This window comes from Methylovorus menthalis, assembly GCF_020523625.1.
Classification (GTDB): Bacteria; Pseudomonadota; Gammaproteobacteria; order Burkholderiales; family Methylophilaceae; genus Methylovorus; species Methylovorus menthalis.
Genome location: NZ_JAJAQH010000006.1, coordinates 1410849 through 1428761 on the forward strand (window position 1 = coordinate 1410849; position 17913 = coordinate 1428761).

20 protein-coding genes are annotated in these 17913 nt (G+C 58.3%); 8 read left to right on the forward strand and 12 right to left on the reverse strand.

Annotated features, from left to right (window positions below; genetic code table 11):
* The 4 genes from LG204_RS12485 to LG204_RS12500 all read right to left on the reverse strand — a co-directional run.
* A partial coding sequence (locus tag LG204_RS12485; protein WP_230337580.1) for an alkene reductase occupies positions 1-626 on the reverse strand: 626 nt, incomplete at its 3' end.
* Positions 627-695: 69 nt separating this feature from the next.
* Positions 696-1271, reverse strand: a complete 576-nt coding sequence (locus LG204_RS12490; protein WP_230337581.1) for a YceI family protein — start codon at positions 1269-1271, stop codon at positions 696-698.
* 34 nt (positions 1272-1305) lie between these two features.
* Positions 1306-1875 (reverse strand): flavodoxin family protein, encoded by a 570-nt coding sequence (locus tag LG204_RS12495; RefSeq protein ID WP_230337582.1) that lies wholly within the window; start codon positions 1873-1875, stop codon positions 1306-1308.
* A 57-nt stretch (positions 1876-1932) separates the two neighbouring features.
* Complete coding sequence (locus LG204_RS12500; protein ID WP_230337583.1) at positions 1933-2661, reverse strand: pirin family protein; 729 nt, start codon at positions 2659-2661, stop codon at positions 1933-1935.
* Between the two features lie 97 nt (positions 2662-2758).
* Here LG204_RS12500 and LG204_RS12505 point away from each other — a divergent pair, with 97 nt between their 5' ends.
* The 6 genes from LG204_RS12505 to tadA all read left to right on the forward strand — a co-directional run bounded on the left by LG204_RS12505 (position 2759) and on the right by tadA (position 8704).
* Positions 2759-3661 (forward strand): LysR family transcriptional regulator, encoded by a 903-nt coding sequence (locus LG204_RS12505; protein WP_230337584.1) that lies wholly within the window; start codon positions 2759-2761, stop codon positions 3659-3661.
* Between the two features lie 103 nt (positions 3662-3764).
* Positions 3765-4247 carry a phosphate-starvation-inducible PsiE family protein gene (locus tag LG204_RS12510; protein ID WP_230337585.1) on the forward strand — a complete coding sequence of 161 codons (483 nt, stop codon included), beginning with the start codon at positions 3765-3767 and terminating at the stop codon, positions 4245-4247.
* Positions 4248-4252: 5 nt separating this feature from the next.
* Complete coding sequence (locus LG204_RS12515) at positions 4253-5173, forward strand: AAA family ATPase (protein WP_230337586.1); 921 nt, start codon at positions 4253-4255, stop codon at positions 5171-5173.
* A 21-nt stretch (positions 5174-5194) separates the two neighbouring features.
* Entirely contained in the window at positions 5195-6172 is a 978-nt protein-coding gene (locus LG204_RS12520) for a DUF58 domain-containing protein (RefSeq protein ID WP_230337587.1), read from the forward strand.
* A complete protein-coding gene (locus LG204_RS12525) occupies positions 6169-8145 on the forward strand; it encodes a transglutaminase TgpA family protein (protein WP_230337588.1) in 1977 nt (658 codons plus the stop codon). Before LG204_RS12520 ends, LG204_RS12525 begins: the two co-directional genes overlap by 4 nt.
* Positions 8146-8173: 28 nt before the next feature.
* The gene (gene tadA / locus LG204_RS12530) at positions 8174-8704 is read left to right on the forward strand and encodes a tRNA adenosine(34) deaminase TadA (protein ID WP_230337589.1); all 531 of its coding nucleotides are present in this window, start codon (positions 8174-8176) and stop codon (positions 8702-8704) included.
* A gap of 106 nt (positions 8705-8810) precedes the next feature.
* Here tadA and LG204_RS12535 read toward each other — a convergent pair whose 3' ends face one another.
* From LG204_RS12535 to LG204_RS12565, 7 genes are all read right to left on the reverse strand, one after another.
* On the reverse strand, positions 8811-9503 hold the full coding sequence (locus LG204_RS12535) for a Bax inhibitor-1/YccA family protein (RefSeq protein WP_013441802.1): 693 nt from the start codon (positions 9501-9503) through the stop codon (positions 8811-8813).
* 112 nt (positions 9504-9615) lie between these two features.
* Positions 9616-10671, reverse strand: coding sequence for a beta-N-acetylhexosaminidase (gene nagZ / locus LG204_RS12540; protein ID WP_230337590.1), 1056 nt, complete (start codon positions 10669-10671; stop codon positions 9616-9618).
* A 24-nt stretch (positions 10672-10695) separates the two neighbouring features.
* Complete coding sequence (locus LG204_RS12545) at positions 10696-11406, reverse strand: queuosine precursor transporter (RefSeq protein WP_230337591.1); 711 nt, start codon at positions 11404-11406, stop codon at positions 10696-10698.
* Between the two features lie 51 nt (positions 11407-11457).
* The gene (locus LG204_RS12550; RefSeq protein ID WP_230337592.1) at positions 11458-12246 is read right to left on the reverse strand and encodes an ABC transporter permease; all 789 of its coding nucleotides are present in this window, start codon (positions 12244-12246) and stop codon (positions 11458-11460) included.
* Complete coding sequence (nikB, locus tag LG204_RS12555; protein ID WP_230337897.1) at positions 12243-13163, reverse strand: nickel ABC transporter permease; 921 nt, start codon at positions 13161-13163, stop codon at positions 12243-12245. Before nikB ends, LG204_RS12550 begins: the two co-directional genes overlap by 4 nt.
* Positions 13144-13638, reverse strand: a complete 495-nt coding sequence (locus LG204_RS12560; protein ID WP_230337593.1) for a L,D-transpeptidase — start codon at positions 13636-13638, stop codon at positions 13144-13146. The genes nikB and LG204_RS12560 overlap by 20 nt, the downstream gene beginning before the upstream one ends.
* Complete coding sequence (locus LG204_RS12565; RefSeq protein WP_230337594.1) at positions 13628-15085, reverse strand: ABC transporter substrate-binding protein; 1458 nt, start codon at positions 15083-15085, stop codon at positions 13628-13630. The genes LG204_RS12560 and LG204_RS12565 overlap by 11 nt, the downstream gene beginning before the upstream one ends.
* 190 nt (positions 15086-15275) lie before the next feature.
* Between LG204_RS12565 and LG204_RS12570 the strand changes: the two genes are divergently transcribed.
* On the forward strand, positions 15276-15878 hold the full coding sequence (locus tag LG204_RS12570; protein ID WP_230337595.1) for a cysteine hydrolase: 603 nt from the start codon (positions 15276-15278) through the stop codon (positions 15876-15878).
* Positions 15879-15884: 6 nt separating this feature from the next.
* Positions 15885-16409, forward strand: coding sequence for a GNAT family N-acetyltransferase (locus tag LG204_RS12575; RefSeq protein WP_230337596.1), 525 nt, complete (start codon positions 15885-15887; stop codon positions 16407-16409).
* A 70-nt stretch (positions 16410-16479) separates the two neighbouring features.
* Here LG204_RS12575 and rlmD read toward each other — a convergent pair whose 3' ends face one another.
* On the reverse strand, positions 16480-17856 hold the full coding sequence (gene rlmD / locus LG204_RS12580; protein ID WP_407664207.1) for a 23S rRNA (uracil(1939)-C(5))-methyltransferase RlmD: 1377 nt from the start codon (positions 17854-17856) through the stop codon (positions 16480-16482).
* Positions 17857-17913 lie beyond the last annotated feature (57 nt).

The following is a 17913-nucleotide window of genomic DNA, read 5'->3' on the forward strand; positions in this document are numbered from 1 at the left end:
TCCAGCAGCAGGCGACTGCGATTTTCCAGGCTGCCACCGTATTGGTCTGTACGCTTGTTGCTGCCATCCCGCAGGAACTGATCCAGCAGATACCCATTGGCGGCATGCACCTCTACGCCGTCAAACCCTGCTTCCAGCGCATGCTTGGTGGCGGCGGCGTAATCCGCCACGATGCCTGGCAACTCAGCCAGCTCCAGCGCACGTGGCGTGACGAAATCCTGCAGCCCCTGATAGGTAAAAGCCTGCCCGGCAGGCTTGATCGCAGATGGCGCCACAGGCAACGCATTGTCAGGCAGCAGGGAAGGATGCGAAATACGGCCTACATGCCAGAGTTGCAAAACAATTTTGCCGCCCTGGGCATGCACCGCCTGCACTACCTTTTTCCAGCCCTCTACCTGTGCCGGGGTATGAATACCGGGTGTTGCCGGATAACCATGGGCCATGGCGGAAATAGGCGTGGCTTCGGTGATGATCAATCCAGCACTGGCACGCTGTTGGTAATAGAGCGCATTGAGATCGGTCGGCACATTGCCGGTGCCCGCGCGGTTACGGGTCAGTGGCGCCATGACCATGCGGTTTTTAAGTTGAATGGAACCCAGGCTTACCGGGCTGAATAGATCTGTCATCGAGAGATTCCTTTACGTTTTAAATACAAATGGCGTGCAAGCACGCCAAGGTTAGGAACAGGAATTAGCTTACTTTTGCTTCACGCCTTCAATCAGCAGATTGACTTCAATATCGTCACCTACCGGAGCGCCGACCTTCTGGCCCCAGGTGTAGCCGTAATCGGAAGCCTTGATTACCGCGTTAGCTTCGATCCCGGTGCGTTGGCCGCCCCATGGATCATTGCCATAGCCCAATACCACGAATGGGAAGGAAATCTCCTTGGTCACGCCATGCAGGGTGAATTTACCGGTGATCACGCCCTGGGTTTTGCTCTTGGCTTCGACCTTGGTGCTGACAAACTGAATCTCGCTAAAAGCGCCAGCATCCAGATACTCAGGCTTCTGGATGTGCTCATCGCGCTTGGCCAGGCCAGTGCTGATGCTTAATACATTGATGCGGGCATCGACGCTGGAGTTAGCCAGATTATCCGGGTCCAGCTTGATCACGCCCTTGATGTCATTGAAGCTGCCTGCAGTCTTGGAAACCACGTGGCGAATCTTGAAGTTGGCAAAGCTGTGGGCGGTATCGATGTTGTAAGTATCAACCGCGGCAGATGCAACACCAGCAAAGCTTACGAGCGCCAGAGAGGCGATGATGTGTTTCATTGAAATCCCCATTAAGAAAAATAACAGCTAAAAATTAAGAAGCCTGCAAACGCTTGGCTAGCTCGGCTACGCGTTCACCCAGATGTTCGGCAGTCAGCAGATCACTTGGCATTGGCGCCACATCGGCACCCTGGTCGCTATTGGCTTGTGCCATTGCGCCCAGAAAGCTGCCCAGTCGATTCAAATCGTTTACCGAGCCCTGACTATGATTATTGCCGGGCAACAGACCCAGACTGACCCAGAGCATGCCATGCTGAGCGGCAAAGACAGACAGCTGAATCAGACTATCCAGCTTGTCGCCGCTTTGGCTGGCGGAGGTCGTAAAGCCGGCCGCAAGCTTGTCTTGCCAGCCGCGCTCATACCAGATCTTGGAGCTCGCTTCCATGAACTCCTTGAACTTGGCCGACACCGAGCCCATGTAAGTCGGACTGCCGAAGATAATGGCATCGGCCCCTGCCAAAAGTTCCCATTGCTGCTGAGCCTCTTCGCTGGTCAGCAAGTGCACTTGCGTGCCGGCGGATTTGCCAGCACCGCGCGCGACTGCCTGCGCTTGGGCGGCGGTGTGGCCGTAGCCACTGTGATACACGATTGCGATGTTTGCCATAGTGTGTGCTCCTGATGCGTTAAGTGAGATACAACATGCGTATACAGATAAAAAACCTTAGATCGACTGCGTTGCGGGAATGTGATGGGGTGGCAGGTCAAACAGCAGCACTTCCGCCTCCGTGACCGCCAGTAACTCCAGCGTGGTTTCGCCATCCATCCTGATCGCGTCCCCCTGCAGCAGATCATGGGCATTCGCCTGAAGGCTGCCCTTGGCTACTTGCAGGTAATAGCTGCGTCCGGTATCCAGCGGCATGTGCAAGGGTACACCCTGCTCAAGCACACTGGCGTAGAGGTCAACACTCTGATTAATCGTTAAGGAGCTGTCGCGGCCATCGCGTGAAGCAATCAGGCACCAGCGATTATGCTTGGCAGCTAACGGAAAATGCTTCTCTTCATACCCGGGAGCCAAGCCATCGCGCTCCGGCATCAGCCAGATTTGCAGCAGGTGCGCCTGCGCGGAATCGGAGGCATTGAACTCACTATGGGAAATGCCGCTGCCTGCGGTCATCCGCTGCACGTCGCCAGGATGAATGGTTGATCCGCTACCCAGGCTGTCTTCATGCCGTAAGTCGCCCTGCAACATATAGGTGATGATTTCCATATCACGGTGGCTGTGCATGCCAAACCCGCGGCCAGGCTCAATCACGTCTTCATTGATGACGCGCAGTACCGAATAGCCCATATAGGCGGGATCGTAATAACTCGAAAACGAGAAGGAGTGGTAACTATCCAGCCAGCCCAGGTTGGCATGCCCACGTTCACGGGATTTTCTTAGCTTGATCATGAATGCTTTATTCAATTATATTGAATGACCTGGAGCATATTAAACCTAAGGCGAAGACGACATTAGCAAATAATTTTGCATATCTCATTCAAAAAATATGAACACCTCTCTCACCATGGATGCGCTGGAAGTGCTCGATGCCATTGCGCGCAAGGGCAGCTTTGCAGCAGCCGCAGAATCGCTGTTTCGCGTGCCATCCGCCATCACTTACACGGTACGCAAGCTGGAAAGCGATCTCGGCATTGCCATTTTTGACCGCAAAGGCCATCGAGCCGAGCTGACAGAAGCAGGCGCCGAGCTGCTGCGTGAAGGTCGACGTTTATTGCAAGCGGCGCAGGAGATCGAGTCACGCGTCAAGCGCGTGGCCACTGGCGTAGAAACCGAACTCGGCATTGCCTTGAGCGATCTATTTACTGTCGCACCGGTATACAAGGTGCTGGAAAGCTTTTATGCGCAAGGCTTCGGCACGCGCATCCGCCTGATGCGCGAGGTGTATGGCGGCAGCTGGGATGCGCTGGTCACCGGCCGGGCTGATATCTCCATAGGCGCCCCGGGAGATGGTCCGCCGGGAGGCGGTTACATCACACATACCATGGGTACGGTGGAGTTTGATTATGCAGTAGCTCCCCATCACCCACTGGCCGCGCTGCCCGAACCTCTGCAAAACCAGGATATTCAGCAGTACCGCTCCATCTCAGCCGCCGATAGCTCGCGTGACCTCGCGCCCAGAACTTCCGGCATTCTGCAGGGACAGGACGTGCTCACGGTGTCGGATATGGCCTCCAAACTCCTGGCGCAGCAACGCGGCCTGGGAGTGGGTTACCTGCCCCGCTCCATGGCAGCAAAACACGTCGCCAATGGCACACTGGTCATCAAGCAGGTGGCCGAGCCCAAGCCAGAAGTCCCGTGTTTTCTCGCTTGGCGCAGCAATGGCGGCAAAGCGCAAGCCTGGTTGATTCGCGAATTTTCCAAACTAGCACTGGATGAACTGCTGATCTAGTGCCAAAATCCATGGTGTATCCATAGTGCAAGGTGCACAACACCAAGGGCATGGCCGGGGGAAGGCCATTTCACTAACCTAACATTCATCAAGAGTTGCCATCATGATCAGAGAAAAACCAGAACAATTCGACAAAGTGCATATTCCACGCGAGCTCTATGCCGTTAACCGCTACGCCGTCAAAGCCATGGTCTGGCTCAACGGCTTTGCCCACATCATTATCGGGCTGGCACTGGCCGTGGCCGTGCTGATGTTTACCTGGCTGTTTTATGTGGATGTGCGCGATGCAGCAACTGCACACAATCTGGTACATGGCTTTTTGCATGCCCTCGGTACCCTCATGCTGCTGTGGTCCATCTCAGCACTGATTACAGCAGAGATTCGCTATCTGCGTGGCAGCCAACTCGAAGTGGAAGCTTTTATCGAAGTTGCCATGATCGTAGTGCTGCGCAAGCTGATCGTCATGCCGGTGGAAGATGGTTCGCTGATCCCTTCCGATGTCGCGCTGTGGGTAGGCGCAGGCCTGATGCTGGGCATCATGTATGTGCTGGTGCGCTGGTCCAACAAATTCGGCAAAAGCAACTAAACCTCATGTCCAGCATGCACCCTGTCGCCGCCCAGATCATCCATGCGACATCCAGCATCATTCTGGGCAAGGAACAGCAAATCAAGCTGGCGCTGGCCTGCATTCTGGCGCGGGGGCACCTGCTGATCGAAGATTTGCCCGGCATGGGCAAGACCACCCTTTCGCATACCCTGGCGCAGGTACTGGGGCTGCAATTCAACCGCGTGCAATTCACCAGCGACCTGTTGCCAGGCGATGTGCTGGGCATTTCGGTGTATGACCGCAATATCGGCGCCTTCACGTTTCATCCCGGCCCGGTCTTTACGCATGTGTTGCTGGCCGACGAGATCAACCGGGCCACGCCCAAGACCCAGAGCGCCCTGCTGGAAGTCATGGAAGAAGGCCAGGTCACCCTGGAAGGCGAAACGCGCCCGTTGCCAACCCCATTTTTCGTGATTGCCACGCAGAATCCCACCCATCATATCGGTACGTTTCCCCTGCCGGAATCGCAGCTGGACCGCTTCCTGATGCGCATCCGGCTGGGGTATCCCGACCCACAATCCGAGCGCTCGTTGCTGCAAAACAATGGTGGCCGCGCCCATGTCGGCGAAGTCGAAGCCTGCATCAGCGCGGTCGAGTTGATGGCCTTGCAGGCCGAAGTGGACCACGTACACCTTTCAGATGCCCTGCTGGATTACCTGCAAGCCCTGCTGCAATACAGCCGGCAAGCGGTGGATTACAGCGCCGGGTTATCGCCCCGCGCCGGGCTCGCCTTGCGTCAATGCGCACAAGCCTGGGCGCTCATGCACAACCGTGACTTTGTGATTCCCGAAGACATCCAGGCGGTACTGCCCGGTGTCGCGGGTCACCGTCTGCAATGGGCAGTCGGCATGGAATCGCATGCGGATAGCGGGCTGCATTTACTGAACGCGGTCGCCATCCCCTAGCGCGCGGCCAGCCCAACGCCTGTGAGCCGCCCTGCCGCCTTTATAAAATCCTCCCTGAACTGGAAACGCTGGCTACGCACTGCACGCGCCGATGCCCGCCGAGGTCCCGTTCTCACCACCCGCCACATTTACATCCTGCCCACTCGCGCTGGCACGCTTTACGGCACTATCATCATCGCCATGCTGCTGGGCAGCATCAATTACAGCCTGAGCCTGGGCTTTGTGCTGACCTTTCTGCTGGCTGCGCTGGGCATCGTCTGCATGCTGCATACCTGGCGCAATCTCGCCTGGCTGGAAATCAGCCACTGCCAGGCAAGCCCGGTCTTTGCCGGAGAAAATGCCGCGCTGGAAATCCGGCTTCAGGAGTCTTCCGGCCGCATGCGCCACGCCATTTATGCCTACTGCGAAGCTAGCTTGCAGCCGCAGAGCACCGATATCCCGCCTAGGCAATCCGGCACCATCACGCTTGCTTACCCCACCACGCGTCGCGGCTGGAGCGAACCCGGGCGCCTGACTCTATTCACCGTATTTCCGCTAGGCCTGTTGCAGGCATGGTCGTATGCCGATACGGATTGTCGGGTGCTGGTTTACCCACGCCCGGCAGCGTCTGGCAGCAGTAGCGCCTCCAGCACAGATCAGGCAGGCAAAGGCAGCCGGGATAGCCTGCTGGGCGATCAGGATTTTGCCGGGCTGCGTCACTATCGGCCGGGCGACTCACCACGCCGCATCGACTGGAAAGCCTCCTCGCGTGAGCAAGGCATGTATAGCAAGCATTTTCAGGGCGAGCCGGTTTCCAGCGTCTGGCTGGATTGGCATGAAACCAAAGGGGCCGATGGCGAAGAGCGCATCTGCCAGCTGGTGCGCTGGATACTGGAAGCCCATCAGGGCGGAGGCCGCTATGGCCTGCGCCTGCCGCACCTCACACTGGCGGCGGATCGCGGCGAAGCGCATTACCACCGTTGCCTGCAAGCCCTGGCGCTGATGGAGCTGCCCGCATGAGCGTGACACGCCACGCCCTGCGCAACTTCACGCCGCAGCGCCGTGATGTGATCTGGCTGCTCCTTTCCCTGCTGGCGGTATGGGGTTTGCATATCGCCCACTTGCCGCTGTGGATCAATGGCCTGATGGCCCTCATTTTCGGCTGGCGCTGGCTGATTGAGTCACGGGGCTGGTCGCTGCCGCGCATGCCCGTATTGCTGCCGCTGACACTGCTGGGCATTGCGGGCATCGTCGCCAGCTTCGATGGGCTGTTTGGACGGGATGCCAGCGTAGCCCTGCTCACGCTCATGCTGGGGTTGAAGCTGCTGGAATCCCGTACCAGCCGCGACTTCATGCTGGTGATCTTCATAGCCTATTTCCTCACCGTCAACGCCTTCCTGTTTGGTCAGTCCATGCTGGTCGCGGCCGGCATGCTTATTCCGGTAACCGGCCTGACGGCGGCCCTGATCGGCCTGCAAAAACCCCAGGCCGACGCGAATCATGGCATGCAGTTACGCCTGGCGCTCACCCTGCTGGGGCAAGCCATTCCACTGATGCTGGTGCTGTTTGTGCTGTTCCCCCGCCTGCCGGGGCCGTTATGGGGCGTCCCCAAAGATAGCTACAAGAGCATGACGGGGCTTTCTGACCGCATGCGCCTCGGCGATATCAGCGAGCTCAGCCTGTCTGGCGCCACGGCTTTTCGTGTCAGCTTTGCCGGAGCGCCGCCCAAGGCCAGCCAGCTATACTGGCGTGGGCCTGTATTTGGCTTTTTCGATGGGCGGGAGTGGCTTGCCGATGCACGCGCTGCTTACCTGCCAAGGGAATCGCTCTCGGTACGCGGCGAGGCTGTTCGCTACAATCTCACGCTGGAGCCGCATAACCAGCCATGGATGCTGGTGCTGGATATGCCATCGCAATTGCCGGAAGGCGCCTTGGCGAGCCCGGACCTGCAGATACTGGCGCGTGAACCGGTACGCACCCGCATACGCTATGAAGGCGTATCGCATACGGACTACACCCTGGCCAGCCAGTTATCCCCCGTGGCCGAACGTTATCTGCTGCAATTGCCCCAGCAGGGCAACCCCAAGGCGCGCGCCCTGGCCGAGCAATGGCGCGCGCAACTAACAGACCACCAGGCCATTGTAGATGCCGCGCTCCGCATGTTTCGCCAACAAAACTTCTATTACACCCTCACCCCGCCTCCACTGGGCACAAATAGCATTGATGACTTTTTGTTCAACTCGCGACGCGGATTCTGTGAGCACTATGCCGGGAGCTTTGCCTTTCTGATGCGGGCCGCAGGAATTCCAGCGCGGGTGGTCACGGGTTATCAGGGCGGTGAGTTGAACCCGGTGGGCCAGTACCTGATCGTGCGTCAATCCGATGCCCATGCCTGGACCGAAGTCTGGCTACCCAATCGTGGCTGGGTGCGTGTGGACCCCACAGCAGCCGTTTCGCCATCGCGCATCGAAGCTGGCATCGCCAGCGCCATTAGTGAAACCGCCAGCCTGCCGTTGCTGGCACGGCGCGATTACCCGTTGCTGCGCAAGCTTTACCTCAACTGGGACGCCGTCAACAACAGCTGGAACCAGTGGGTGCTGGGTTACAATCAGCAAAAGCAGGCCGAATTGCTGTCCCGATTTTTTGGCGCATCTTTTCCATTATCACTACTCACGGCACTGTTTATCGCGGTCACGGCACTGGTACTAGGTGTCATCAGTTGGATACTGCTGCGGGATAAAACAGCGCGTGACCCGCTGCAACGGATTTATGCCAGGTTTCTGCGGAAAATGGCACGTGCAGGTTTGCAGCAAGCGCCACAGGAAGGCGCGCAGGATTTCAGCCATCGCGCTCAAGACCAGTTGCCTATGCAGGCAGCGAAGATCGCGGCGATTACGTCGCTTTATCTGCAACTGCGTTATGGTCGACCATCTGCTGCCAGTTTGCATGCGCTCAAGCGCGAAATTAAAAAACTAGGCATTAAAAAACTATAAGCCACTCCATTACCAAGCCCACTTACTCATGACGCAGCCAACCCCCATCACACCCGACGCCGAACAGCTCGCCATTGACGAGGCCTTCATGCAACAGGCTCTGCTACTGGCGCAAGCCGCCGCTGATGCTGGCGAAGTCCCCGTCGGCGCGCTCGTCGTGCTGGATGACAAGATCATCGGCCGTGGCATGAATGCCCCCATAGGACGCCACGACCCTACCGCACACGCAGAAATCCAGGCCATGCGCGAGGCCGCCGCGGCGATTGGCAACTATCGGCTGGTAGGCTGCACCCTCTACGTCACGCTGGAACCCTGCGCCATGTGCAGCGGCGCCATACAGCATGCCCGCATCGCCCGGCTGGTGTATGGCGCCCGCGACCCCAAGACCGGCAGCTGCGGCAGCGTGATTGACCTGATGGCAGAAGCCAGGCTCAACCACCATACCGAGGTGGCAGGTGGCATTCTGGCCGAAGAGTGCGGCAGCATGCTGAGTCGCTTTTTCTCGGCCCGCCGTGCAAGCAAAAAAGCGCTATCGAAAAATTCCAATATCCCTGAATAGCCCTATCGGCGGATATCCGCCAATCCCACTTTTCACGCGCAACAGACATAAAAAAACCGGCCATTTCGGCCGGTTTGATCCGCTTGCCAGCGATCAAGGCAAATCGTTAGTCACGGTCACCCAGCACTGCCATCAGAATCTGCAGCAGGTTGACGAACAAGTTGTAGATATCCAGGTAGATAGCCAATGTCGCCATCACGTAGTTGGTTTCGCCACCATTCACAATGCGGCTCACGTCATACAGGATAAAGCCTGAGAACAGCAGCACAGCCACGCCAGACAAGGCCAGCGAGAAGGCTGGAATCTGGAAGAACATATTGGCCAAGGAAGCAATGATGAGTAGCACAATGCCGACCATCAGGAACTTGCCCATGAAGCTGAAATCCTTCTTGGTGGTGGTCGCAATACCAGCCAGTGTCAGGAAGATAATGCCAGTGCCGCCTGCAGCGAGGCCAATCAGCTGACCACCATTACGCAGTTGGAGCGCGACTTGCAGGATAGGGCCAAGCATCACGCCCATGAACAGGGTCAGGGCGAGCAGCAGAATCACACCCAGGCCGCTATTGCGGTTGGCCTGAATGCCATAAAACAGGCCGAACATGCCAGCTAGTGTAGCCAGGGCAAACATGATGGGGTGCTGGGCAGCCCAGCTGAAGTTCATGCTCATGCCGATGAATGCACCGATCACGGTGGGGATCATGCTGAGTCCGAGTAGCGCGTAAGTATTGCGCAGTACCTTGTTGCTATCGGCAACCAGCACTTCGGAATTACGTGCGATCTCATAATTGCTTTGCATCATTTGCGTTCCTCATCAAAAAAACCTGTAATTCAATCAATTGCATCAATCAATTGTTAAGACTAAACAAACATCGGTAAAGTTTCAACCTTGGCATGACATTTCGTATAGCCGATTACGAGGCCTCGGCGAACAAATCATCTTCATGGATGCCGATCTGGCTGATGGTATGTACCGCCTCAATATACTCATGGCTCTCGCGCAGGGCCGTCATGTCCGCCGGATGCAGTTTGCCATGCATGCGGGCGAGCCGCGCCAGGCTAGGGGCTGAAATATTCCACTCAAGATGTTCAAGCAGTTCATCGGCAAGGTCGGGACGATTACACAGCAAGGCCATATCGCAGCCGGCGTTCAGTGCTGCCAGCGCACGCTGGGTAACATTGCCCGCCACTACGGCGCCTTCCATCGAGAGATCATCACTGAAAATCACGCCATTGAACGCCAGGCGCTGACGCAGCACTTTCTGCAACCAGCGCTCCGAAAAGCCAGCCGGCTTGTCATCCACCTTGGGATAGATCACATGCGCAGGCATGATGGCGGGCAAGCCATCATCGATCATCTGGCGGAAAGGCTGCATGTCGGTAGAGGCAATCTCGTCAAAGCTGCGCTCATCCACGGGAATCGCGACGTGCGAATCCGCGGCAATAAAACCATGGCCGGGAAAATGCTTGCCCACTGCCGCCATGCCACCGCGCCTCAAGCCTTGTATAAGCGCATAGGCCAGCTCGGCAATGGCTTGGGGTTGCATGTGAAAGGCACGGTCACCGATCACCTGGCTGACGCCATAATCCATATCCAGCACCGGCGTAAAGCTGAAATCGATACCGTGTGCACGCAGCTCCACGGCGATCAGCCAGCCCGCTTCTTCGGCCAGCTGTTTGGCTTTTTTCGGTTGTTTATCCCAGATCTTTCCGAATTCGCGCATGGGCGGAATGCGGGTAAACCCATCGCGGAAACGCTGCACGCGGCCACCCTCATGGTCCACACCTATCAGCAAGGGCGGCTGGCGCACGGCATGAATACTGGCGGTCAGCGCTTTCAGTTGGGCGGGCGACTGGTAGTTGCGCGCAAACAGGATCACCCCGCCCACCAGCGGGTGTTGTAAACGGCGGATATCGTCGGCATCCAGTTCGGTGCCAACCACATCCAGCATAATCGGGCCTAAGGTCATGGTTTGGTTTTCAAGAGCTTGATGTTAAGTATCGGTTTTCAGGGCAAACGGATTGAAATCGGTATGGCGGTCGTAGTAATCCTCATTTTCGACACGCTTGAGCCAGGCAACCACTTTATACGTTACCGGGGTGAATACTACCTCCACGCCGACCTTGGCCACAAATTGCGCCAGCATCACCAGCGGCAGCTTGTCATCGGGGATCACCCCGCTACCGTAAAACGCCAGGGGATAAAACAGCGCCGAATCCACGCCTTCACCGAAGATGGTAGAACCGATGGTGCGCATCCACAGCCAGCGCCCGGCGGTCATGACTTTCATTTTCGCCATGATGTAGGAATTCACAAACTCGCCTGCAGCAAAGGCCACCAGCGAAGCCAGCGATACGCGCCAGGCCGAGCCAAATGCAACTTCATAGGCTTCCTGGTTATGCCAGAACGGCGCGGCCGGCAAGGCGACGATCATCCACGCCATGAACGAGGCAAAGGCCAGGCCACCAAACCCGGCCCAGATAACTTTGCGTGAACGGGAATAGCCGTACACCTCGGTCAGGATATCGCCAAAAATGAAGGAGATAGGGAAAAACAGCAGGCCCGCACCGAAGGTCAGCGTGCCCAGCACCGGCACGTCGATCTGCGAAATCTTGGCCGGACCTATCAGGTTGGAGCAGACCAGCACAGTGACAAAAGCAGCCATCATGAGGTCGTAATAGCGGTAACTACGCGGTGTCTGCACGGGGGAATATGTTTTGGAAAGCGATGCCAGAATAGTAGCAGCTTTTTCCGCTTATGCCCGCTTCACATCCCAATGGTCGCGCAGGCGATCGCCCAGCAGATTGATCGCCAGCACCAGCGACATCAGGCTGATACCGGTAGCCAGCACGTAATGCGGCGCCACCAGCAGATAGCGCACGCCATCGCGCAACATGCTGCCCCACGATGCCTGCGGTGCCTGCACGCCCAGCCCGAGGAAGGACAGGCTGGCCTCCGCAATCACCAGCCCCGCCATGCTGTAGGTCGCCTCCACCACCAGCGGTGCCGCCAGCAAGGGCAGCATGTGGTGCCGCATCAGCCGCCACGGGCTGGCGCCAAGGGCTTCGGACGCCTGCACATGCTGGCGTTGCCGCAGCGAGAGCGCCTGCGCTCGGGTCAGGCGCGCATAGCCCACCCACGAGGTCATGCACAAGGCCAGCAGCAGGTTATTCAGGCCCGGGCCCAGCACAGCGGCAAACGCAATCGCCAGCAGCATGCCCGGAAAGGCCAGGAAGATATCGGTGATGCGCATCAGCAGGCGGTCCAGCCAGCCGCCATAAAAGCCGGCCAGCAAGCCGAGCATGGTGCCTATCGACAAGGTGATTAGCGTAACCGCCCCTACCACCAGCAGTGACACCCCTGCCCCACTGAGCAAACGCGCCAGTATATTGCGGCCAAGATCATCGTAGCCCAGCCAGGCATGGCGATCCGCAGAAGCCAGGATGTGTTCGAGCTGGATATGGTCGGGGCTTAGATCGACCACCGCGGCCAGCACCACGGCGGCCAGCCAGAACAGTATCACCAGTGCAGGCAGTTGCTTCATGACAGGCGCACGCGCGGATCCAGCCGCTGATAGGCAATATCGGTGCAGAGGTTCACCAGCACATAAGTCAGCGCAATCACCAGCACACAGGCCTGGGTCACCGGGTAATCACGTTTTTCGATGGACTCCACCAGCAGACGGCCCAGACCATCCCAGCCAAACACGGTTTCCGTAATCACCGTGCCTGCCAGCAGGCTGCCCATCTGCAGACCAATAACTGTCACCACCGGCAGCAAGGCAGCACGCAGGGCATGGCGCAAGATCACATGCGACTCGCTCAAGCCCTTGGCCCGGGCCGTGCGGACAAAATCTTCGCTCAGCACTTCCAACAAGCTGGCGCGTGTCATGCGGGTCAGGATCGCACTCAGGCCAAAGCCCAGCGTCAGGGCGGGCAGGATAATGGCAGAAACTGGCGTCATGCCACTGATCGGCAGCCAGCCCAGCCAGAGGCCAAACAGCAGCATGAGCAAGGGCCCCAGCCAGAAATGTGGCATGGCCGATAATGACAGGCTGAACAGGGATGCCACGGTATCTGGCCAATGCCGGGCGCGGAGAGCGGCGATGATGCCGAGCGGCAGCCCCACCAGCAAGGCGATCAGCAAGGCCAGGGTGGCGAGCTTGAGCGTGGCTGGCAGGCGCTCTGCCAGCAAGCTGCTCACGGCCTGCCCGCTATGGATGGATCGCCCGAAATCGCCATGGGCAAGATGATTGAGGTATTGCACAAACTGCACAGGCAACGACTGATCCAGCCCCAGTTCAGCCCGCAGCTGGGCACGATCCGCCACGGCGGCAGATTCTCCCAGCATGACATCCACCGGATCGCCCGGCACCAGATGCAGGAGCAGGAAAGTCAGCAGCAGCACGCCGAAGACCACCGGCAGCACGCCCCACAATCGCTTAATCACGCGCCGTATCATCCTCAAGCAATACGGGTGTTCCCACCGGTACCAGATCAAACAGCGCGATGACATCCGTATTGCGCATGCGCACGCAGCCATGCGAAGCCGCCACGCCCATGAGTTCGGTATCGGGTGTGCCATGAATGTAGATGTAGCGCTGCATGCTATCCACCTGCCCCAGCCGGTTAACGCCAGGCTCGCAGCCGGAAAGCCAGAGAATACGGGTCAATATCCAGTCGCGTCCCGGATATTGGGCGGCCAGCTCAGGCGTCCAGATTTCACCTGTGGGGCGACGGCCACGAAACACCGTATAAGGCGCTGCGCCCGCGCCTATCTTGGCCCGTACGATATGCGCGCCACGCGGCGTGCATCCGCTATCCTTCTGCTCGCCGGGGCCATTCAGCGCAGTAGAAACGGCGTAGGTCGCCAGCAGATTGCCGTCATCATCCAGCACATCAAGCTGTTGCTTTTTAAAGGAAATATTAATCTTCATGGTCGTTTGTACTGTGTCGCGTTACCGTGATGAGGCCATCCCAATTACCGTCGGCTGCCAGCGTGTAATGGTACAGGCCACGTCGCATGGCGACAAACTGCCCTTCGTACCAGAGCGGCACATACGGCAGCAGTGCATGAATACGCTGCGTGGCCGCGAGCCAGTCGCGCTGGTCTATCAGGGCATCCAATTCTGCATCGTGCAACCGCCCCCGGTTGGCGCCGAGCGGCGGGATGCTTGCCGAATGAAACGCCAGCCGGTAGATATCCGGCGTGCGAATGCCCACCCAGTTGAGGCTGTACATCTGAAAATGGCCCTGGCGAATATCATCAAAAAACGTGCCCCAATCCAGGCTGCGTATCTGCAGCTCTATGCCCGCCTCGCGCATTTGCGCCTGCAACATGGTGGCAAGCCGCACCCGCTGCGCATCAGTGGAGGTTTTGTAAACCAGCGTCAGCGGCAGGCGCACCCCCGCCTCCTGCAATAGCTCGCGTGCCAGCTGCGGATCATGGGCATAGGCTGGCAGGCTGGCATTGCCCGCCCAGTGCTCGGGCGGCAAAATGGCAGCTGCCAGCCGGCTATCCGGCACCAAGGCCTGGCGCACGATGGCAGGCCGATCAATAGCATAGGCAATGGCCTGGCGCACCTTGGGATTGGAGAGCAGCGGGTCTTGCAGATTAAAGCCGATATACGAAAAATTGGCGCCCTGCGTATGTTCCACCTTGAGCGCCGCCTGTTGTTGCAGATATACCAGCAGCTCGGGCGGCAGATCGCCTGCCAGCAGGTCAATTTCCCCACGCACCAGCCTTAGCACGCGCACGGTTGGGTCTTTGACCTCTTCCAGCACATAGCGCTGACCGTCAGACCAGCGTTGCAATACCAGTGGCCCGCGCCAGCTGACAAAAGCCAATGGCCCGCTGCCCACCGGCTGGCGGCTGAAATCATGCCCGGCCGCAATGAGATGCGCCGGCAAAATGCCGATGATCAGGCGTGCTGGAAATTCCGGGTCTGCCGCATCCAGCGTGAAATCGATGGTGGCATCATCCACTGCCCACACCTTGCGGATATGGGAAAACTCGGCGGCCAGCGGACTGACGCCAGGCTTGAGCAATGACTGATAGGTCGCGACGACATCATAGGCGGTCAGGGCTGTACCATCATGAAAACGCGGCACGGGCTTAAGCAAATGAAAACGGTAATGCTCAGGGGCCAGTTGTTGCCAGTCGGCAAGCGCGGGTTGTGGTCGGGCATGGGCGTCAAAGCGCACCAGGGCCTGATACAGCAGACGATTGACGCGGGCAGAGGCGGCATCCGTCGCCATGCGAGGGTCCAGATTAACCGGCGCCTGCGCCAGCCCCATGTGCACCGCGGTGTCGGGGGCGGATGGCGTGCAGCTGCTGAGCACCAGCGCCAAGCCAAGCCACCAAGCGCTTAAATACTTACGCAAGCGTCACTCCTTTTCCCCTCATTGTCGATACCAGCTGCCTCGCATTCTATTACATTTAGGGAGTATTGCTTTTTTATGCGCCTGTAGCAGACTAGCGCGTTGATGCAGGCAATATATCCTGCCGCGCAGCAGTCTGATGGCATGTCGGGCTGCCATGGCGCCGCCCTTTCCCCAATATTCAGGAGATGAAATGAATCCCAAGCAAACGGCACTGGTACTGATTGAATTTCAAAATGACTTTACGTCCGAAGGCGGCAGCCTGCATGGCGCGGTAAGCGGCGTCATGGCGCAGAACAACATGCTGGCGAATACGGTGGATACCGTGAATCAGGCGCGTGCTCAGGGCGTCACCATCGTGCATGTGCCCATCAGTTTTACGCCAGACTACCGGGAGCTGCCCAGCGCGCCATACGGCATCCTCAAAGGTGTGGTGGATAGCCAGTCATTCCGTAAAGGCACCTGGGGCGCCGAGATCGTGGATGTGATGACGCCGACTGAGGGTGACATCGTAGTGGAAGGCAAGCGTGGCCTGTGCGGGTTTGCCAGCACCAATCTGGACTTTGTCTTGCGCAGTCGCGGTATCCAGCACGTGGCGCTGGCAGGCTTCCTCACCAACTGCTGTGTGGAGTCCACCATGCGTACCGCTTACGAGCTGGGCTACCAGGTGATTACCCTGGGCGATTGCACCGCCACCTTGAGCCCGGAAGAACAGGAGATGGCGATCGCCAAAAACTTCCCTATGTTTTCCGTTCCCATGGATCACAAGGGCTTCCTCGCCACATTACAGGCTTGATTACATTTGAGTACATTGCATTTCAGAGTTGCCGAAGCAGCCGACATTCCCGCACTGGCCGCCCTGGTGAATAGCGCGTATCGCGGCGAATCGAGCCGCCGTGGCTGGACCACCGAGGCTGACATACTGGGCGGGCAACGCACCGATGCCGAGGAATTGTCCGAGCTGATCGCAGCACCTGCCTCCTGGATTCTGCTTGGCCAGCAGGCCGGGCAGATCATCGCCTCCATCCACCTCAAGCAGACGGCCAGCCAGTCGGCCTATGTGGGCATGCTGGCCGTGGAGCCGGGGTTGCAGCAGTGCGGCACTGGCCGTGCCCTGCTGACGCACGCCGAGCAAACCGCCCGGCAGCGCTGGCAAGCCAGCGACATCTCCATGACGGTGATCACCCTGCGCACCAGCCTCATTGCCTATTACGAGCGTCTGGGCTATCAGCGCACAGGCAAGCTCCAACCCTTTCCCGATGACCCGCGCTACGGCCTGCAAAAAGTACCGGGGCTGATGCTGGAAACCCTAACCAAGCGCTTTTAGGCTAACAAAGCGCCTGGTCGAGATTGGATGTTATGGCCTGGATGTCATGGCCTGAATCTGGTGCCCCACGTCAGGCGCCTGTGGTCTGCATCTTTTCAAACAGGGCAATCGATTCCACATGCGAGGTGTGGGGGAACATATTGATGACGCCAGCAGCCAACAGACGATAGCCCTTGAAGTTGACCAGCACGCCTGCATCGCGCGCCAGCGTCGCAGGATTGCACGAGACATATACAATGCGCTCAGGCCCTGCCACCTTGGGAGCCAAGGGCAATGCGCCGTCCTCACCGGGAACAACATCAGCCAGCGACTTGATCAGCTCAAGTGCGCCATCACGCGGCGGATCAATCAGCCATTTATCAAAATACCCCAGTGATTGCAGCGATTCCGGTGTCATCTTGAACAGATCGGCCTCGCGATATTCAACCTGGTCGGCCAGGCCATTCAGGCTGGCGCTTTCCACCGCACGTGCCACCAGCGCGGCCGAGCCTTCCATCCCCAGCACGGTCGCCCCGCTACGTGCGATAGGCAGCGTGAAGTTACCCAGGCCGCAGAAGAAATCGGCGATACGCTCTTGCGGCTGGGCACCAAGCAATTGCATGGCGCGGCGCAACATAACGCGATTAATATGCGGGTTTACCTGGGTGAATTCAGTCGGCTTGAAAGGATAGGTCAGCTGGAACTCTGGCAGTGAATAGGTCAACGACGGGCCATTCAAAGGGTAAAACGGCATAACGGTATCTGGCCCCTTGGTCTGGGTCCATATCTGCACGGCATGCGTATCGGCAAACGCCTTGAGGATGGGACCGTCTTCTGGCCGTAATGCCTCGAGTATGCGCAACACCAGCACGGTGGCCTGCTCACCCACCGCCACCTCAATCTGCGGCAGACGCTCGCGCACGCTCAATTGCCCTATCATGTGCTGCAGAGGCACGATCAGCGCCGACACATGAGGCGGCAACACCTCGCAGCTATCCATATGGGCGACAAAGCTGCTGGCTTTTTCATTAAAGCCGACCAGCACACCACCTTTTTTCGCCACATGCCGCACACGCAAGCGTGCCTTGTGGCGATAGCCCCATGCCGGGCCGTAAATGGGGGGCAACATGGTTTCGGCCTTGACCTTGCCGATGTGGCGGAGATTGCCCTCCAGCAGGCGCTGCTTGGCCGCCACTTGTCCGGAGAAATCCAGATGCTGCAAGGCACAGCCACCGCAATAGCCAAAATGCGGGCATTTGGGCGTGGTTCTGAGATTGGATGGCTGCAATATCTCCACCACATCCGCCACTTCATAGCTGGATTTGCGGCGATGCGATTTGTAGGTCACCTGCTCGCTCGGCAGCGCGCCGTCAATAAAAATAGTTTTGCCGTCCACATGGGCGACACCGCGCCCTTCCTGATCCAGCGATTCAATAAATGCAATAGTAGAATTTTCCATGGCGGGCATTTTACCGCAGACTGCCTTGCACACGGCATACATCGATGCATGCACCTTTATTTGATG